This is a genomic window from Serinicoccus sp. CUA-874, assembly GCF_001942225.1.
GTDB classification, from domain to species: Bacteria; Actinomycetota; Actinomycetes; order Actinomycetales; family Dermatophilaceae; genus Ornithinicoccus; species Ornithinicoccus marinus.
On sequence record NZ_MKJZ01000039.1, the window covers coordinates 63181 to 80072 of the forward strand.

A 16892-nucleotide genomic window follows, 5' to 3' on the forward strand; every position below is an offset into this window, starting at 1 on the left:
GGAGCGTGGCCGGGGCGTCGCCTCCTGCGCCCGGCCCGCGGCCGCGGCAGGCCCGACCCGGCCGCGGGTCCGTCGGTGCCATCGGGGAGGGTAGGGCCATGTTCGCGCTCGACGGTCATCGGCTGGTGTGGAGCCCGTCCGACCTCGGGGCAGCGCTGGACTGCGAGTTCTCCTTCCTCCGCGGTCTCGACGCGCAGCTCGGGTGGGCCGAGCCGCCCGCCACCGCACCCGATCCCATGGGGGAGCACCTGGCCGCGCTCGGGCAGCGGCACGAGGACGAGCTGCTCGCGGCCTACCGGGAGCAGGGCGAGGTGCTCGAGCTGGCGCGACCGCAGTGGCCCCCGACGCTCGACGGGCTGCGGGAGTCGGCACAGGCCACCGTCCGGGCGCTGCAGGGCCCGGCCCGGACGCTGTCCCAGGCCTGCGTCTTCGACGGGGAGATGCTCGGCTTCGCCGACGTCGTGGAGCGGGCCGAGGACGGCTGGCGGGTGTGCGACGCCAAGCTGGCCCGCTCGGCATCGGCCCGGGCGCTGGTCCAGCTGGGTGCCTACGCCGAGCAGCTGCGCGGGCTGGGTGTGCCGACCTCGGCCACGGTCAGCCTGCTGCTGGGTTCGGGGGAGCGGCTCGACGTCGCGACCGCCGACGTCGCCGGGGTCTTCCGGGAGGTGCGCGCCCGCTTCCGCCGCCTGGTGCGCGGGCACGTCGCCGCGGGCGAACCCACGAGCTGGGAGCAGGGGAGGTATGCCGCGTGCGGACGCTGCGAGGAGTGCCGGCGGGCGGTCGAGGAGCACCAGGACCTCCTCCTCGTCGCCGGGGTGCACGGCGTGCAGCGGGAGCAGCTGCGCGCCACCGGGCTGCGCACCGTCGCCGACCTCGCCCGGGCGACCGAGCGGCCGCCGGACATGCCTGCGGAGAGCTTCGAGCGGCTGCGGGCCCAGGCGGCGCTGCAGGCGGGCACCCCACCCGGGGAGGCGGCATACGCCCTGCTCGGGACGGCCGCGACGACCCTGGCCCTGCTGCCGGCACCCAGCGAGGGCGACCTCTTCTTCGACTTCGAGGGCGACCCGCACCACCACGAGGGGGACCGCTCCCGGACCGGGCTGCAGTACCTCTGGGGGACGACCGACACGGCGGGCACCTACACCGCGGTGTGGGCGCACTCGTTCGCCGAGGAGCGTGCGGCCTTCGTGGCGTTCGTGGACGACCTGGGTGCACGCCGTCTGCGGTGGCCGGACCTGCACGTCTACCACTACGCGCCGTACGAGACGTCCGCGCTCAAGGCGATGGCCATGCGCTACCAGGTGCGTGAGGAGGAGCTCGACGCCCTGCTGCGCGCGGAGGTCTTCGTCGACCTGTATGCCGTCGTCCGCGGCTCGGTGATGACCTCGGCGCCGTCCTACAGCATCAAGGCGCTGGAGCCGCTCTACATGGGTGCCGAGCTGCGGTCCGAGGACGGCGTGGTCAGCGGCGACGCGTCCATCCTGGCCTACCACGAGTTCCGGCTCTGGGCGCAGGAGGACCCGGAGCGGGCCATGGAGCGGCTGGACGCGCTCGCCGATTACAACGCCTACGACTGCCGGTCGACCCTGGGGCTGCGCGACTGGCTGCTGGAGCGGGCGCAGGAGGCGGGTGTCCGTCACCTCGTCGTGCCGCGCGCCCTCGACGACGAGCCACGGGAGGCGGCGCAGGAGCAGGACGCCCTCATGGCGGCGCTGACCGCGCGCTCCGGGCCCGACACCCGGTCGCGCCGCTCCACGGCCGAGCAGGCCTACGCCATGCTGGCCACGGCGCTCGGCTACCACGCCCGGGAGGCCAAGCAGTTCTGGTGGGGGCACTACGACCGGTTGGGTCATCCGTTGGGGTCGTGGGCCCGTTCCCGCGACGTCTTCGCGGTCGAGTCCGCCGAGGTGGTGGCGGACTGGGAGCACCCGGGAGGTCGGGCCCGCTCGCTGCAGCGCACCGTCCGGCTGACCGGCGACTGGGGCCGGGGCAGCACGGTCCGTGACCGGGGCCAGCTGGTCTACCCCACGCCCGCACCGACCGGGTCCCGAGGCCCGGAGGGTGCGCCGTTCGCCGCGGCTGATACGTCTGCGGTCGCGCCCGACCCGCACGACGCGCGCGTGCTGGTCGTGTCCGAGCGGCGCAAGGAGGCCGAGACGTTCGCCGACCTGCCGGTGGCGCTGGTGCCCGCGGCACCACCGGACGCGAGACAGCTCGCCGAGGCCATCGCCCGGGTGGCGCAGGAGTCGGCACGAGCGCCCGACCTCCCGGCCGCACCCGCCCTCGATCTGCTGGCCCGTCGGCCGCCGCGGCTGCTCGGGCGGGAGGCGCTGCCGCACTCGGGTGACGTGGTTGAGGACGTCGTGTCGGCGCTGCTCGCGCTGGACCGCAGCTACCTCGCCATCCAGGGTCCGCCCGGCACCGGCAAGACCTACACCGGCTCGCTGGTGATCCGACGGCTCGTCGAGGAGCACGGCTGGCGGGTCGGGGTCGTGGCGCAGTCGCACGCGGTGGTGGAGAACGTCCTCGGCGGCGTCGTGGACGCCGGCCTGGACCCCGAGCTGGTCGGCAAGTCGAAGAACGAGACGCCCCACCGTCCCTGGGTCGACGTGACGGACACCGTCGGTGGCCGGGCGGCCTTCCTGGGGGACCACCGCGAGACCGGGTGCGTGCTCGGCGGGACGGCCTGGACGTTCTCCCACCCCGACCTGGTCCAGCCGGGTGGGCTGGACCTGCTCGTCGTGGACGAGGCCGGGCAGTTCGCCCTCGCGCCGACCATCGCGGTGGGCGCTGCGGCAGCCCGTCTGCTGCTGCTCGGCGACCCGCAGCAGCTGCCGCAGGTCAGCCAGGGCACGCACGCGGAGCCGGTCAACGAGTCGGCGCTGGGATGGCTGATGCACGGCGAGCCCACGCTGGACCCGGCGCACGGGTACTTCCTCGAGCAGACCTACCGCATGCACCCGGCGGTCACTGCGACCGTGTCGGAGCTGGCGTATGCCGGTCAGCTCGGGTCGGCGGCGCCGGCCGCTGCCCGGTCGCTCGACGGGGTCGAGCCCGGGCTGGAGGTCGTGCGGGTGGCTCACGCAGGCAACCGCACCGAGTCGCCGGAGGAGGCCGCCGAGGTCGTCCGCCAGGTGCGGGCCTACCTCGGCGCGACCTGGGAGGACCCGGCAGACCCCGCCACGCCCCGGCCGCTCGGTCCCGCTGACGTGCTGGTCGTGGCGCCCTACAACGCCCAGGTGGTGCTCATCCGCGGCGCGCTCGAGGAGGCCGGGCTCGACGGGGTCCGGGTCGGCACGGTCGACAGGTTCCAGGGCCAGGAGGCGGTGGTCGCGATCCTGTCCATGACCGCGTCCTCGGCGGCCGACGTGCCGCGCGGCATGGGCTTCCTCCTCAGCCGCAACCGGCTCAACGTGGCGATCTCCCGCGCGCGGTGGAGGGCGGTGCTCATCCGCTCCGAGGCTCTCACCGCCCACCTGCCCTCGAGCGCCGACGCGCTGCTGCAGCTCGGTGCCTTCGTCGCCCTGTGCGACGCCGGTGCCTCGCGCGCTGACGGCGACGGCGGGCGGGCCGGGTGAGCGTGGGGCGCTACGGACCCTTGACCGCACGCGCCTATGACCTGCTGTCCGGTGAGCCGGTCTATGTCGTGGGCCGACGCCTCGCGATCCCCGCGCTGGGGCTGCGGCCGGGGGAGCGCGTGCTGGACGTCGGCTGCGGGACCGGGCTCAACCTGTCTGCCCTCATGCACGACGTGGGTCCGACCGGGCTCGTGGTGGGGCTGGACCGCAGCGCCGCGATGCTCGGGCGGGCCGGCCGGCGTCGGACCAGGAGCCACGATGGTCGCCTGCGCCTCGTGGAGGGCGATATGACAGACCCGAGGGCGCTGGTGGAGGCGGCCGCAGGACACGCGTTCGACGCCGTGCTCTTCACCTACTCGCTGTCGCTCGCCCCCGACGCCGGCCAGGCGTGGCGCGCCGTCCGCGACGTGCTGCGGTCGGGGGCACGCGTCGGCGTGGTCGACATGGCCCGTCCCACGGGGAACGCGGCCTGGGCCTCGCCGCTCGCCCAGGCCGCGTGCTGGCTCGGCGGCGCCGACATCGACGCCCACCCGTGGACCGTCGTCGAGCCCGACTTGAGTGGCACGAGGTCCTGGAGCCGCTGGGGCGGGCACGTCCGGGTCTGCGTCGGGACCTGGGGTGGGTGAGGGGCGACGCCGTCGGCCGTGGGCCGGGCGCGGTGCCGCCGCGTTCCGGCTGAGCCGACCGGACCAGGTGCTGCTCGTCCTCGTGGTCGCGGCGGTCGGCTGGCTGGCCGGATCGAGGGGTGCGTCGACCGAGCAGGGATCGACGCTGGCCGGGTGGCTGGCCGGGGCCGGCGGTGCGCCCTGTGGTGCCGGGTTGGCGCCTCTCGGCGTCCTGACGGCGGCTGCCGGTGTGATCGCCGTGGCGGTGAGCGTGCATGCCGTCAACGAGTTCGCGGACGCTGCCACCGACGCCCGCACCGTGCGGACACGCTTCTCCGGGGGCAGCGGCGCGCTCGCGGACCACGGGCTGCCCGCGGTCTTCGCCCTGCGGGTCGCTCTGGCTGCGGGCGGTGCCGCGGTGGTCGTGGTCGGGGTGGGGCTGGTGACCGGGTGGGTGAGCGGGCTCGTCGCGGTGCTCCTTCTCGTCGGGCTCGTCGGGGGATGGACCTACTCGGTGGGGCCCTGGCCCTGGTCGCGGCACGGCTGGGGCGAGGTGGTCAACGCGGTGCTCGGCGGCCTGCTGCTTCCGGCGACCGGGGCCGTGGTCGCCGGGGCGCCGCTCGGCTGGTCCGTGCTGGTCTTCGTGCCCTTCGCGCTGCTGACCTTCGTCAACCTGCTCGAGACCCAGTGGCCAGACCGCGAGGCCGACTGGTCCGTCGGCAAGCACACTCTCGCCTCGAGGCTGTCCGCGCCAGTGCTGCGACGCGCCGGCGCAGTGGCGATCGTCGCGGCATACCTGGTGAGCGTGGTCGTGCACCCCTGGCCGGTGGCAGCCGCCGGCCTGCTCGTCGCGCCGCTGTCGGTGTATGCCGTCGCCCGCCTCGGGCACGGCCCGCCCGGCCCGTCGGTCGCGGCCATGGTGCTCTTCCTGCTGCTGCACGGTGCCGCCTGGGTGCTCGCCTGAGCTCCCGCCGACGGCTCCGTTCTCCCCGTGTCCATCACCCACCTACGTTAATCCTCGTTCCCTGAGGTGGGAGAACCCACCTGGCAGCCCTCGTGGCCGTGGCCTGGCAGCCCGGACAGCTCAATCGGATGACGTGAGGCCCCGGATGTTCGCACCGGGCGGTTGCCTTGCAGTCCGCTCACGCAACCACCTAGTGGTGCCAGCAGCCATGCCCCGCGACTTGGGCGTCTGGTGCACGGGGACCACGATCAGCGAAGCCTCACCCTCCAGGGACCACTTGATGGCGTGATAGACCGCTGACAGCGACTCGGTGCTGTCCACGGCGACCAGCCCGGGCGCCACAAGCCGAGCCTCGTGCCACGGCCCCTCCAGGTCAGGCAGGTCCTCCGAGGTCCACGCGAGATACACGGTCATGCCTTCATCTTTCATGACATGTACGGATTCTTCTTGGCGTGATGCCTCCGCGCCCGCGCGCCAGCCTGACGGCACACCGCCCGCCCGCACCCGGCTCATGTCCGCTCGAACCGCCGCGAGAGGTAGGGTGCGGTCGCGCTGCCCTCGGCCCTCGCGATGTCGGCCGGCATGCCGGTCGCGACAACCCGACCGCCGGCGTCTCCTCCGCCCGGACCGAGATCGATGACCCAGTCCGCGGTGGCGATCGCGTCGAGGTCGTGCTCGACGAGGACCACCGTGTTGCCGGCGTCGACGAGCCGGTGCAGCTGGCGCAGCAGCAGAGCGATGTCTGCGGGGTGGAGTCCGGAGGTCGGCTCGTCGAGCAGGTAGAGGGCATGGCCGCGGTGAGCGCGCTGGAGCTCGGTGGCGAGCTTGATGCGCTGTGCCTTCCCGCCGCTGAGCTCGGTCGCCGGCTGTCCAAGTCGCAGATAGCCCAGACCCACCTCGCGAAGCTTCTGCAGGCTGCGTGCGGCGGCCGGTACGTCGGCAAGGAACGTGGCGGCGTCGTCGACGGACAGGTCGAGGACCTCCGCGATGCTCTTGCCGCGGTAGGTGATCTGGAGCGTCTCGGGGTTGTAGCGATCGCCGTGGCACGCCGGGCAGGGAGCGTAGGTGCCAGGCAGAAACAGTAGCTCGACGGAGATGAATCCCTCGCCCTGACAGGTCTCGCAGCGGCCCCCGGCGACGTTGAAGGAGAAGCGGCCGGCGCCGTAGCCGCGGGCCCGGGCCGCGTCCGTGGCGGCGTACACCTTCCGCACGGCATCGAACATCCCCGTGTACGTCGCGAGGTTGGACCGCGGCGTCCGGCCGATCGGGCGCTGATCGACCAATACCAGCCGGTCGAATGACTCACGAGCAGTCGGGTCCTCGGCCAGGACCTGGGTGACCAGGGTCGACTTGCCGGACCCGGACACCCCGGTGACGGCGGTCAGCACGCATAGCGGGAAATCGACAGACAGGTCGCGCAGGTTGTGGCGATGTACGCCGGTCAGTCGCAACCAGCCCTGCGGGGCCCGCGCATCGTGCACGAGCCGCTCAGCGCGACCGAACAGGTAGGCGCTGGTGACCGACTCAGTCACGTCCTCCAGGCCCGCAACAGGGCCGCTGTGAAGCACTCGACCTCCGAAGTATCGCGTCCCCCGAAGAGTGCTTGAGACTCCCACGGCGAAACGGGCCCGCCCTCCGAAGCCCACTGTGCGTTGGTGTAGGCAAGCATCAAGGTCGGCGAGTGGGTGAGGAGCACCGAATGCGTGACGATGATCTCGACAATGCGGATGAGCACGCAGCCGAAGACACAGCAGATCGGTCGGTCGGAACGCTGGAGTTGTTCTTCGACCTGGTCTTCGTCTACGCGATGTCGCAGGTCACTGTCCTGATGCTCGCGGACATCTCCTGGGCGGGGTTCGGCCGCGGGATTCTGGCGCTCGCTGCCGTGTGGTGGGCGTGGGCCTGCTACGCCTGGCTGACGAACACCTCCGACCACGACGGACCCGGGCCTCGCCTGCTGCTCTTTCTCGCGATGGCGGCCATGCTGATGGCGGCGGTCGCGCTGCCGCAGGCGTTCGGCGCGCGGGCGCTGGTCTTTGCGCTTGCCTTCCTGGCGGTCCGACTGATCCACGTCGTGCTGCTGGCTCTTGACGTGCGGGGCGAGGCGGACGTGGGTTCGGCCGCGCTGCGACTAGTCCCCACCCTGCTCGCCGGCCCGGCAGTGCTGGTGGCCGCGGCGTTCTTCGACACGCCAGAACGAGAGTTGCTGTGGATCGTGGCCGCGGTGATGGATCTGTCGGGGCCGGTCCTGGTCGGGACCACCGGTTGGAGCGTGACACCTGCCTACTTCGTGGAGCGGCACGGGCTGATCATCATCATCGCGCTGGGTGAGGCGATCGTCGGGGTAGGCGCTGGCGCCGAAGCCGCTCTTCCGCGCCCGAGTGTTGTGACGGCCGTCCTCCTCGCCGTGCTGATCGCGGCCGGTCTGTGGTGGTCCTACTTCGGTTATCTGCGCGGCGGTGCCGAACGACGGCTGCGCGGCACCACTGATCGGGAGCGGTCAAGGCTCGCGCGCGACTCCTACAGCTACCTGCATCTGCCGCTCGTGGCCGGGGTGGTGTTCTTCGCTCTCGGGGTGCACGAGGCAGTCGCGGCACCGGTGGAGCCACTCCCCTTGTTGCCGGCCGTCGCCCTGGCCGGTGGCGTCGCGATGTTCTACGTCGCGACGTCGCCTACCGATGGCGCGACCACCACCAGCTCGCCACCGGTCGCCTGGTGGCCGCAGTGGGGGCTGCTTCGCTGATCCCGGTCGCGGTGGTGGCGCCTGCTTTGGCGGCGCTCGCCGGGCTCACCCTCGTCTGCGTGCTGCACACCAGCTGGGAACTCTGGCACCACCCGGCGATCGGCCCGGTCGACGACTCCTGATCGTCCAGTGCCATCGCGGCGCAGATTCTCGCAACTACGGCTTGGGACGACCTCACCGGACGGCGTTTCGCAGGGGCTCGCCGACGGAGGCACGGCCCAGTCGCCACGCGCGTGTCGCCAGGTGCAGGTTGAGGACGGAGCTGTGTAGGCGGCTCTCGTCGGGTTCCGTCATAGCGACAGTCCACGGTTGAGCGGGTCGCCGGACACCAATGGCTGTGGGAACTCGCGGTGGTAGGCGAGCATCGCCTCCGCTTCGTGCGCGTTGCCGATGACGACGCCGACCGGACGGAGCATCTCGCCCGCCCGGTGAAGGTCTCACTAGACTCGATAGGCGGCCGACCGAGCCTTCGGCGCGTCAGCTGGCGCCCACTGCGCATTCCGGTGCCGTCCGTCGTGGTACTCCGCGATCTGATGGAGCGACTGGCTCAGCGACGCGACGGCCGAGGGACTGCCCCGGGTTCGGGGCAGTCCCTGAGTCGGTAGATCGACGCGAGCGACGGGGAGATCGGATCGCATCGGTAGGAACACGATCGACTCTTCGGGCTTGAAGCCCAGCAGGTGCGGGATCACCGCGATCAGCTCGTCGGGGGAGTGGACGGAGAGTGCCATACCTCCCAGGTGTGTGGCACGGACCGCGCCAAACGGTCTGCCTCGGGGGCCGCACTGGGGCCGCAGAACAACGAAGAACGGCCCCTGACGCTGGAAGACGCCGAAAGACGTTTTCCCAGGTCAGGGGCCGTTTTCGACCACTGCTGACAGGGGGTGAAAACCCTCACATCAGATGTCGAAGTAGAGCTCGAACTCGTGCGGGTGCGGACGCAGGCGCATCGGCGTGATCTCGTTGGCCCGCTTGTAGTCGACCCAGGCGCCGAGCAGGTCCTCGGTGAAGACCTCGCCCTCGGTGAGGAAGGCGTGGTCGTCTTCGAGCGCGTCGAGCACCTCCGGCAGCGACGTCGGCAACTGCGCGATGTCGGCCAGGTCCTCCGGCGGCAGCTCGTAGAGGTCCTTGTCGACCGGCTCCGGCGGCTCGATGCGGTTCTTGATCCCGTCCAGGCCGGCCATCAGCTGGGCGGAGAAGGCCAGGTAGGGGTTCGCCGACGGGTCCGGCACGCGGTACTCCACGCGCTTGGCCTTGGCCGAGGACCCGGTGATCGGGATGCGGACGCAGGCCGACCGGTTCCGGGCCGAGTAGACCAGGTTGATCGGCGCCTCGAAGCCGGGCACCAGGCGGTGGTAGGAGTTCAGCGACGGGTTGGTGAAGGCCAGCAGTGCCGGGCCGTGCTGCAGCAGACCACCGATGTACCACCGGGCGATGTCGGACAGGCCGCCGTAGCCGTTCTCGTCGTAGAACAGCGGCTCGCCGTCCTTCCACAGGCTCTGGTGGGTGTGCATCCCCGAGCCGTTGTCACCGAAGAGCGGCTTGGGCATGAAGGTCGCGGTCTTGCCGGCGGCCCAGGCGCTGTTCTTGATGACGTACTTGAACTTCATCATGTCGTCGCCGGAGTGGAGCAGGGTGTTGAACTTGTAGTTGATCTCCTGCTGCCCGGCGGTGCCGACCTCGTGGTGCGCGCGCTCGACGTCGAGCCCGACGGTCGCCAGGTCCAGCACCATCCGGTCGCGGATGTCGGCGAAGTGGTCCACCGGCGGCACCGGGAAGTAGCCCCCCTTGAAGCGGGGCTTGTAACCGCGGTTGCCGCCGTCCTCCGAGCGACCGGTGTTCCACGCCGCCTCGATCGAGTCGATGTGGTAGTAACCCCCGCTCGGCCCGGTCGCGAAGCGCACGTCGTCGAAGACGTAGAACTCCGCCTCGGCGCCGAAGAAGGCGGTGTCCGCGATGCCGGTCGAGGCCAGGTGCTCCTCCGCCTTGCGCGCGATCTGCCGCGGGTCGCGCTCGTAGGGCTCGTCGGTGAACGGGTCGACGATCGAGAAGTTCATGATGAGCGTCTTCTCGGCGCGGAACGGGTCCACGTATGCCGTCTGGGGGTCCGGGATGAGCTTCATGTCCGACTCGTGAATCGACTTGAAGCCGCGGATCGAGGACCCGTCGAACATCTGGCCGGTGTCGAACGCGTCCTGGTCGAAACTACCCGCCGGGACGTTGAAGTGCTGCATCACACCGGGCAGGTCGCAGAACCTGACGTCGATGAACTTGACGTCCTCGTCCTTGATGTAGGCGAGCACCTCATCGGCATTGCTGAACATTCCAGTTCCTCCTGTCGCGGACCAGGCGATGGCTCGGGGTTCGGGTCCGGTAGGAACAACCTACGTGCAGGCGGTTTCCGCGGGGTCACTCGGGTGTTACGCCCGTGTTACACCCCGGTATGCCTGTGCGTGCGCTCGTGCGTCAGCGCCCGCGAAGCGCGCGGCGGCTCGCACGCGGCGGCCGCGTCGGGTCCATGCCCGCCGGGACCGCCGGCTTGTTGCGGTTGCCCAGCGCCTTCACGCGCTGCTGCACGACGAGCGCCTCGTCGTTGGTGAGCGCCTTGTCGAAGCGCTTGATGGTCTTGACCACCGAGCGCAGCGGGGTCTGCCCCTCGCCGTTGCCCACCGTGATGGTGTGCACCGGCACCTCGCCCCCGACCACCCGGGCCACCTTGCGCTCCTCGGCCTTGACCAGCCGCTGTGCGGAGCCCCGTGGCCCCTCGGAGATGAGGACGACGCCGGGGCGGCCGACCGCGCGGAAGACCATCGCCGCGTTGTTGAGGTCGCGCATACCGCGCACCTGGCCGCCCGCCTCGGCGGCCACCGGCTCCTGGTCGTAGTACCACCCGCGGCGCAGCTGCTGCAGCACCGCCGAGGACGCCCCGGGCTGACCCTCGATCTGGGTGAAGGCGGCGCGCTCAGCGCGACGGCCGAGGATGACGACAGCCGCGAGCAGCGCCAGCGGCACACCGATGATCATGAGGTAGACCACCTGGTCCAGCCACAGCCCGACGAGCAGGGCCACGACGAGCACCGCGAGCGCGGCGAGCACCATCCACCACACGGCCGACGGGTCGGCCTTGCGGGTCATCGAGAAGACCTGGCGCACCTGCGCGATGCGACCGGGCTTGTTCGGGTCCTTCGGCTTGCGGTTGCGACCGAAGCGGCGCTTCTTCGGCTCGGGCTCGGTGGTGGCGCTCGACATGGGGATCAGGATACGCGGGCGGTGGCCAGCTTCTGCTCCGCCGCGGCGACGAGCGAGGCCGCCTCCTGCCGGGCCGGGACGTCGGCCTCGGCCTGCTGCCGCAGGTGCGACAGGTTCTCGGGCACCTCGCGGCCCCAGCGGCGCATGGCCTGCGCGTAGAGCTTGCCGGCGCGGTAGGAGCTGCGCACCAGCGGCCCGGCCATGACGCCCTTGAAGCCGATCTCCTCGGCGCGCTCGGACCAGTGCACGAACTCCTGCGGCTTGACCCAGCGGTCGATGGGGTGGTGCAGCTTGGAGGGGCGGAGATACTGCGTGATCGTGAGGATGTCGCAGCCCGCGTCGTGCAGGTCCTGCATCGCCTGGTCGATCTCCTCCTCGGTCTCGCCCATGCCGAGGATGAGGTTGGACTTGGTCACCAGCTCATTGTCGCGCGCCATCGACAACACCCGCAGCGACTTGTCGTAGGTGAAGGCCGGGCGGATCTTCCTGAAGATGCGCGGCACCGTCTCCAGGTTGTGCGCGAAGACCTCCGGCCGGGCGTCGAAGACCTGCTGCACCAGCTCGGGCACGGCACCGAAGTCCGGGGGGAGGATCTCGACGCCGGTGGTCGGGTTGAGCTCGTGCACCTTCCGGATGACCTCGGCATACAACCAGGCCGCGCCGTCCTTCTGGTCGTCCCGGGCGACGCCGGTGATGGTGGCGTAGCGCAGCTCCATCGTCCGGATCGACTCGGCGACCTTGCGCGGCTCGTCCAGGTCCAGCGGCAGCGGGCGGCCGGTCGAGATGTCGCAGAAGTCGCACCGCCGGGTGCAGATGTCGCCCCCGATGAGGAAGGTGGCCTCGCGGTCCTCCCAGCACTCGAAGATGTTGGGACAGCCCGCCTCCTGGCAGACCGTGTGCAGCCCACCCTTCTTCACCATGGAGTGCAGCTCCTGGTACTCCGGCCCCATCTTGGCGGTGGTGCGGATCCACTCCGGCTTGCGCTCGATCGGGGTCTCCGCGTTGCGCGCCTCCACGCGCAGCAGGCGACGGCCCTCCGGTGCGACGGTCACAGGTGCTCCCTCGTTGTCGATGCGTGTGGCCTGGTCTCGGTCCAACGCTGCACCACTCCAGGGTATGCCCGGTCCCACCCGTCGCGGACGCCGCCCCGGGGAGGCCGGTTCAGGTCGTCAGTCGATGTCGGAGCGCAGGAAGCGCAGCAGACCCAGCCCCAGGACGACCACGAGGACGACCGAGAGGGTGAGGACGCCCTGCCCCAGGCTGAGCTGCTGCGTCACCTCGCGGCATCCCTCGACCTCCCGGCAGTTGGTGTAGGTGATCCACTCGACCCCGTCGCGCACGACCGCCTCGACGTTGCGCCCGACGGAGAAGCGGCTGATGCCGGGCAGCAGGCTGCTCAGCAACCCCTCGACCACCATGAGGTAGCCCACCAGGAGCCCGATGACCAGGGCGCTGTGCCGCAGGACGAAGGCGGCGGCCGCGCCGAGGGCCCCGGCTGCGAGACCGAGACCCAGGATGCGCACCGACATCCAGAACGAGGGCAGGACGCCGTCGGCCAGGATGCTCGGGTCGTTGCCGGTGAGGCGGTAGACCGCCGGGACGCCCAGGACCAGCGCGACCAGGCAGACCGCGACGACCGGCACCGACAGCAGGGCACCGGCGAGGACCTTGGCGCCGAAGACCGGGGCCCGGCGGGGGACGAAGGTGAGGAAGGACCCCATGGTGCGGTGACCGAACTCGGCGGCCACGCCGGTCGACCCGACGGCCAGGGCGAGCAGCAGCAGCGGGTAGACGGCGATGGCGAGCAGCTCGGTGTACTGCTCCCCGACGGGCGGGAGGTCGCCGTACCACTGCTCCGCCGAAGGCGCCTCCATCTGGTCGCAGCCCCAGTCCACGCTCGCGTCCCCGGCGGCACGACGCTCGTCCTCCTGCCCCTGCAGGCACTCCTGCAGGTATTGCTCACCGTTCTCCTCCCAGTCCGCGATGGCCTGCTCCAGCGCCACGTCGCGCCCGCCCGTGCCTGCGCGATCTGCCGCGCCTGGCCGTGCACGCCGATGAGGGCGATCACGGAGATGATCACCGCGGCCAGGACCGCCAGCGCGGGGACACGACGCCACAGCAGGCGCCGAACCTCGACGACCGTGAGCCGCATCACGCCGCTCCTCCCCGCTCGTCCATGGTGCTGGCGAGCGCATCGTCCTCGGTCAGCTCGAGGAAGATCTGCTCCAACCCGCGACGCTCGGCACGAGCCGCTCGACCCACAGCCCCTGGCCGGCCAGCAGCCGGGTGATCTCGGCCGGCTGGGCGCCGGTGACGGTGAGCAGACCGGACTCCTGCGAGCCGTCGGCCCGGGCCAGCGCCTCGGCGGCGTCCTCGCCCTGCGGGAGCGCCCGCCAGTCCACGGTGAAGCCGGCGTCACGCAGGAGGCGGGCGGCGGCGCCGGGGTGTCTCACCCCGACCTCGACGCTCTCCCCGCCCCCGCCGATCAGTCCGGCCACCGAGCCCTGCGCCAGCACCCGGCCACGCCCGATGATGGTGACCGTGTCGGCGATCTGCTCGACCTCGGACAGGATGTGGCTGCTCACGAGCACGGTGCGGCCCTCGTCGGCGAGGCGGCGCATGGTCCGGCGGATCTCGTGGATGCCCGCCGGGTCCAGCCCGTTGGTGGGCTCGTCGAAGATGAGCAGGTCCGGCGACTTGAGCAGGGTGGCCGCGATGGCCAGCCGCTGCTTCATGCCCAGCGAGTAGGACGTGAAGGTGTCGCGCCCTCGGGAGCCCAGCCCGACCTCGTCGAGGACCTCGCCGACCCGGCTCTGCGGGGTGCCGATGGCCTGGGCCAGCAGCGCCAGGTTGCGCGCCCCGGTGAACGTGGGGAAGAACTTCGGCGACTCGACGATGGCCCCCACCCGGTCGACCACCTGTGGCAGCTGTTGCGGCACCGGTGTGCCGAAGATCTGCACGTCGCCGCGGTCGGGCCGCACCAGCCCCAGCAGCATCCGGATGGTCGTGGTCTTGCCCGAGCCGTTCGGCCCGAGGAAGCCGTGCACCCCGCCCGCGGGCACGTCCATGTCCAGCCCGTGCACCGCCACCCGGCGTCCCCGCACGGTCCGGTAGGTCTTGCGCAGCCCACGGGTGGTCACCGCGGGGCCCTCGTCGGTGAGGGCGACGTGCGGCACGCTCAACAGCTGTCCTCCTGGCGTCGGTGGGCAGCCTCACGGCCGAACCCCTGCAGGCTCAGTCAACCCTGCTTGTGTCCGTAGGGAGGCGTGTGTTGCAGCGTGTCCGGAATCCCGTCCGGAACACGGGTATGCGGTCGTGGCGAGAGTACGCCGGGGCCGTGGTCAGCGGGTCGGCACGGTCGGCTGCCCCGGGGTCACGGGGTCGAGCACCCGGGCGAGGTGGTCCTCGACCAGCGGCAGCACCTCGGCGACGGGGACGTGACGACCGAGCTCCGCGGTCAACGAGGTCACCCCGGCGTCGGCGATCCCGCAGGGGATGATGGCGTCCGCCCAGCCCAGGTCGCAGTCGCAGTTGAGCGCGAAGCCGTGCATGGTGACGTCCTGGCTGACCCGGATCCCGATGGCGCCGATCTTGCGCTCCGGGCGCGTGCCGTCGGCCGGGAGCCAGACCCCTGACCTCCCCTCGACCCGGGTGGTCTCGACGCCCAGCTCACGGCATACCCCGATCATCACGTCCTCCAGCCGGCGCACGTGCGCGACCACGTCGACGGGGGAGGGGAGCCGAACGATCGGGTAGCCCACGAGCTGCCCCGGGCCGTGCCAGGTGATCTTGCCCCCGCGGTCGACGTCGACGACCGGCGTGCCGTCGAGCGGCCGCTCATGGGCCTCGGTGCGCTTCCCGGCGGTGTAGACCGCCGCGTGCTCCAGCAGGAGCACGGTGTCCGGGAGGCTGCCCGCGACGACCTCGGCGTGCACCTCACGTTGGTGCTCCCACGCCTGCTCGTAGTCCACGAGGTCGGGGGCCAGACCGAGGTGCTCGACGCGCATAGGCCCACTGTAGTCCGTGCGCGTCCGCGCCCTGGGGCTGTGGACAACTCCTGCGGCGCTCGCGCCGCTCACGGCAGGCTGGGCTCATGAACCTGCCGACCGTCCCCGGATACGACGTGCTCGGCCGGCTAGGTCGAGGCGCGAGCGCCGAGGTGTGGCGGGGCCGTCGGCACGCGGACGGTCTGCCGGTCGCGCTCAAGCTCGTGCGCCCGAAGGGTGGGGCGGCCGACGTGCCGGCCGTGCTCGCCGAGGCGGGCCTCATGGCGGGGCTGCGGCACGAGCACGTCCTGCGGCTCTACGACGTGCTGCCGCTCGGGTCACCGCAGGACCCCACCGTGGCCCTGGTCACCCAGCTCGCGGCCGGAGGCTCGCTGGCCCAGGTCCTGCAGAGCCGGAGGCTGCTGTCGCCGGGGGAGCTGGTGACCGTGCTGCACCCGGTCTCCTCGGCGCTGGCCGAACTGCACCGGCTCGGCGTCGTGCATGGTGACGTGTCGCCGGGCAACGTGGTCTTCCGCAGCGACGGTATGCCCCTGCTCGGCGACCTCGGCACTGCCCGTGTGACCGGGGAGGACGGCCTGCGCGGCTGGGGGACCCGTGGGCCCGACGGCATGGTGGCGCCCGAGGTCGTCGAGGGTTTCGCTGCAACCTCTGAGTCCGACGTCTACCAGGTGGGTGCGCTGGCCTGGCTCGCGCTGGTCGGCGACGTGCCCGGCCCGGGCTTCGACCGTCCGCCGCTGGCCGAGGTTGCGCCACTGCTGGCCCCGGACCTGGTGGACCTGGTGCGGCGGTGCATGGCTCCACAGCCGGAGGACCGTCCCGGGGCCGAGGAGCTGCCGGCGCTGCTGCTCGCGGTGGCCGACCCGGAGCCGGTGGAGGTGGCGCCGGACGTGGACGCCGCCGTCGGGGTCACCGAGCGGCTGCGGCAGGTGGCGCTGACCGACGCCGCGCAGGCGCAGCCGCCGCGGGGCGGGAGGTGGAGGAGACTCCTGGCACGGGGCGTCGGGCGGGCCCGGCCCGAGCCCGCGCGGGTGCCGGACCCGACATCGCCCAGGGTGGCGGCGTCGCGCCGTCGTGGGGCGCACCGGGAGAGCGGCGCCCCCGCCGGTGCGCGGCGGCGCCGCCCGGGCCTCGTCCTCGCTGCTGTCCTGGTGCTGCTGGTGGGGGTGCTCGGCGTCGTGGTCGTCCTCCGCCCCACGCGTCGGTGTCGCACGGGGATGGGCCCCCGTCCGTCGGTCCTGCTGTGGCGAACGTGCCGGCGGCCACTGCCCCGGCCCCGCCGGTGCGGGCCGTGCCACCCGCGGGAGGAAAACCCGACACGGCCACCCCGTCGGCGGGACCGGATCGACGGGACGGGATCTGGGACGAGGCCCGGGCCTCGGAGGTCGTCCAGGGGCTCCTCGACGGGCGTGCCGCAGCGTGGGAGGAGGTCGACCCCGGACGGCTCGAGGAGGTCGTCGCCCCGGGCTCCCCGGCGGCGAGGGCAGAACTCTCCCAGTTGTCCGAGGCCGACCGGGCCGGGGTGTCGTATCCGCAGGTCGACTTCACCGTCTCCCGGGCCCGCACCGCGTCGGTCCAGGACGGGCGCGTGGAGGTCGACCTCACGGTCCGCCGTGCACAGCTGACGGTGCGGCGCGACGGGGAGGTCGTGCACACCGCCGGTGCGCGGGAGGACGAGGTCCGGGTCGTGCTGAGCCGCCACGGGGGACGGTGGCTGCTGCAGGAGTGGGGGCCGCCGGCGCGCTGAGG

The 16892-nt window shown here is 72.1% G+C and carries 14 protein-coding genes and 1 pseudogene; 6 read left to right on the top strand and 9 right to left on the bottom strand.

What is annotated here, in order from left to right:
* Positions 1-98: 98 nt before the first annotated feature.
* The 3 genes from BJF80_RS17030 to BJF80_RS17040 are packed head-to-tail and all read left to right on the top strand — an operon-like array spanning position 99 to position 5147.
* Positions 99-3578, top strand: a complete 3480-nt coding sequence (locus BJF80_RS17030; protein ID WP_075815468.1) for a TM0106 family RecB-like putative nuclease — start codon at positions 99-101, stop codon at positions 3576-3578.
* Positions 3579-3598: 20 nt separating this feature from the next.
* Positions 3599-4204, top strand: coding sequence for a class I SAM-dependent methyltransferase (locus tag BJF80_RS17035; RefSeq protein ID WP_158068557.1), 606 nt, complete (start codon positions 3599-3601; stop codon positions 4202-4204).
* Complete coding sequence (locus BJF80_RS17040) at positions 4197-5147, top strand: prenyltransferase (protein WP_075815472.1); 951 nt, start codon at positions 4197-4199, stop codon at positions 5145-5147. Before BJF80_RS17035 ends, BJF80_RS17040 begins: the two co-directional genes overlap by 8 nt.
* A gap of 120 nt (positions 5148-5267) precedes the next feature.
* Here BJF80_RS17040 and BJF80_RS17045 read toward each other — a convergent pair whose 3' ends face one another.
* The gene (locus BJF80_RS17045; RefSeq protein WP_158068558.1) at positions 5268-5660 is read right to left on the bottom strand and encodes a hypothetical protein; all 393 of its coding nucleotides are present in this window, start codon (positions 5658-5660) and stop codon (positions 5268-5270) included.
* Positions 5657-6724, bottom strand: a pseudogene (locus BJF80_RS17050) (ATP-binding cassette domain-containing protein); the annotation flags it as partial. The gene BJF80_RS17045 and the pseudogene BJF80_RS17050, both read right to left, overlap by 4 nt.
* A 104-nt stretch (positions 6725-6828) precedes the next feature.
* Between BJF80_RS17050 and BJF80_RS17055 the strand changes: the two are divergent.
* Positions 6829-7890, top strand: coding sequence for a low temperature requirement protein A (locus BJF80_RS17055; RefSeq protein ID WP_143554172.1), 1062 nt, complete (start codon positions 6829-6831; stop codon positions 7888-7890).
* Positions 7891-8330: 440 nt separating this feature from the next.
* Here the strand turns inward: BJF80_RS17055 and BJF80_RS17060 are convergent, their stop codons facing one another.
* The 7 genes from BJF80_RS17060 to lipB all read right to left on the bottom strand — a co-directional run bounded on the left by BJF80_RS17060 (position 8331) and on the right by lipB (position 15146).
* Positions 8331-8621, bottom strand: a complete 291-nt coding sequence (locus BJF80_RS17060; RefSeq protein WP_075815476.1) for a DUF4192 family protein — start codon at positions 8619-8621, stop codon at positions 8331-8333.
* Between the two features lie 168 nt (positions 8622-8789).
* On the bottom strand, positions 8790-10214 hold the full coding sequence (glnA, locus tag BJF80_RS17065) for a type I glutamate--ammonia ligase (RefSeq protein ID WP_022924803.1): 1425 nt from the start codon (positions 10212-10214) through the stop codon (positions 8790-8792).
* A 142-nt stretch (positions 10215-10356) separates the two neighbouring features.
* Positions 10357-11139 carry a DUF4191 domain-containing protein gene (locus BJF80_RS17070; protein WP_075815478.1) on the bottom strand — a complete coding sequence of 261 codons (783 nt, stop codon included), beginning with the start codon at positions 11137-11139 and terminating at the stop codon, positions 10357-10359.
* Positions 11140-11144: 5 nt separating this feature from the next.
* Positions 11145-12191 carry a lipoyl synthase gene (lipA, locus tag BJF80_RS17075; protein ID WP_075815480.1) on the bottom strand — a complete coding sequence of 349 codons (1047 nt, stop codon included), beginning with the start codon at positions 12189-12191 and terminating at the stop codon, positions 11145-11147.
* Positions 12192-12308: 117 nt separating this feature from the next.
* On the bottom strand, positions 12309-13142 hold the full coding sequence (locus tag BJF80_RS17080) for an ABC transporter permease subunit (protein ID WP_075815482.1): 834 nt from the start codon (positions 13140-13142) through the stop codon (positions 12309-12311).
* A gap of 201 nt (positions 13143-13343) precedes the next feature.
* Positions 13344-14315 (bottom strand): ABC transporter ATP-binding protein, encoded by a 972-nt coding sequence (locus BJF80_RS17085; protein WP_321166440.1) that lies wholly within the window; start codon positions 14313-14315, stop codon positions 13344-13346.
* A gap of 165 nt (positions 14316-14480) precedes the next feature.
* A complete protein-coding gene (lipB, locus tag BJF80_RS17090) occupies positions 14481-15146 on the bottom strand; it encodes a lipoyl(octanoyl) transferase LipB (protein WP_075815484.1) in 666 nt (221 codons plus the stop codon).
* Between the two features lie 86 nt (positions 15147-15232).
* Between lipB and BJF80_RS17095 the strand changes: the two genes are divergently transcribed.
* Positions 15233-16768 carry a serine/threonine-protein kinase gene (locus BJF80_RS17095; RefSeq protein ID WP_075815486.1) on the top strand — a complete coding sequence of 512 codons (1536 nt, stop codon included), beginning with the start codon at positions 15233-15235 and terminating at the stop codon, positions 16766-16768.
* Positions 16732-16890: a hypothetical protein gene (locus BJF80_RS18980; protein ID WP_158068559.1), complete on the top strand. Its 159-nt coding sequence runs from the start codon at positions 16732-16734 to the stop codon at positions 16888-16890. The genes BJF80_RS17095 and BJF80_RS18980 overlap by 37 nt, the downstream gene beginning before the upstream one ends.
* Positions 16891-16892: the final 2 nt, after the last annotated feature.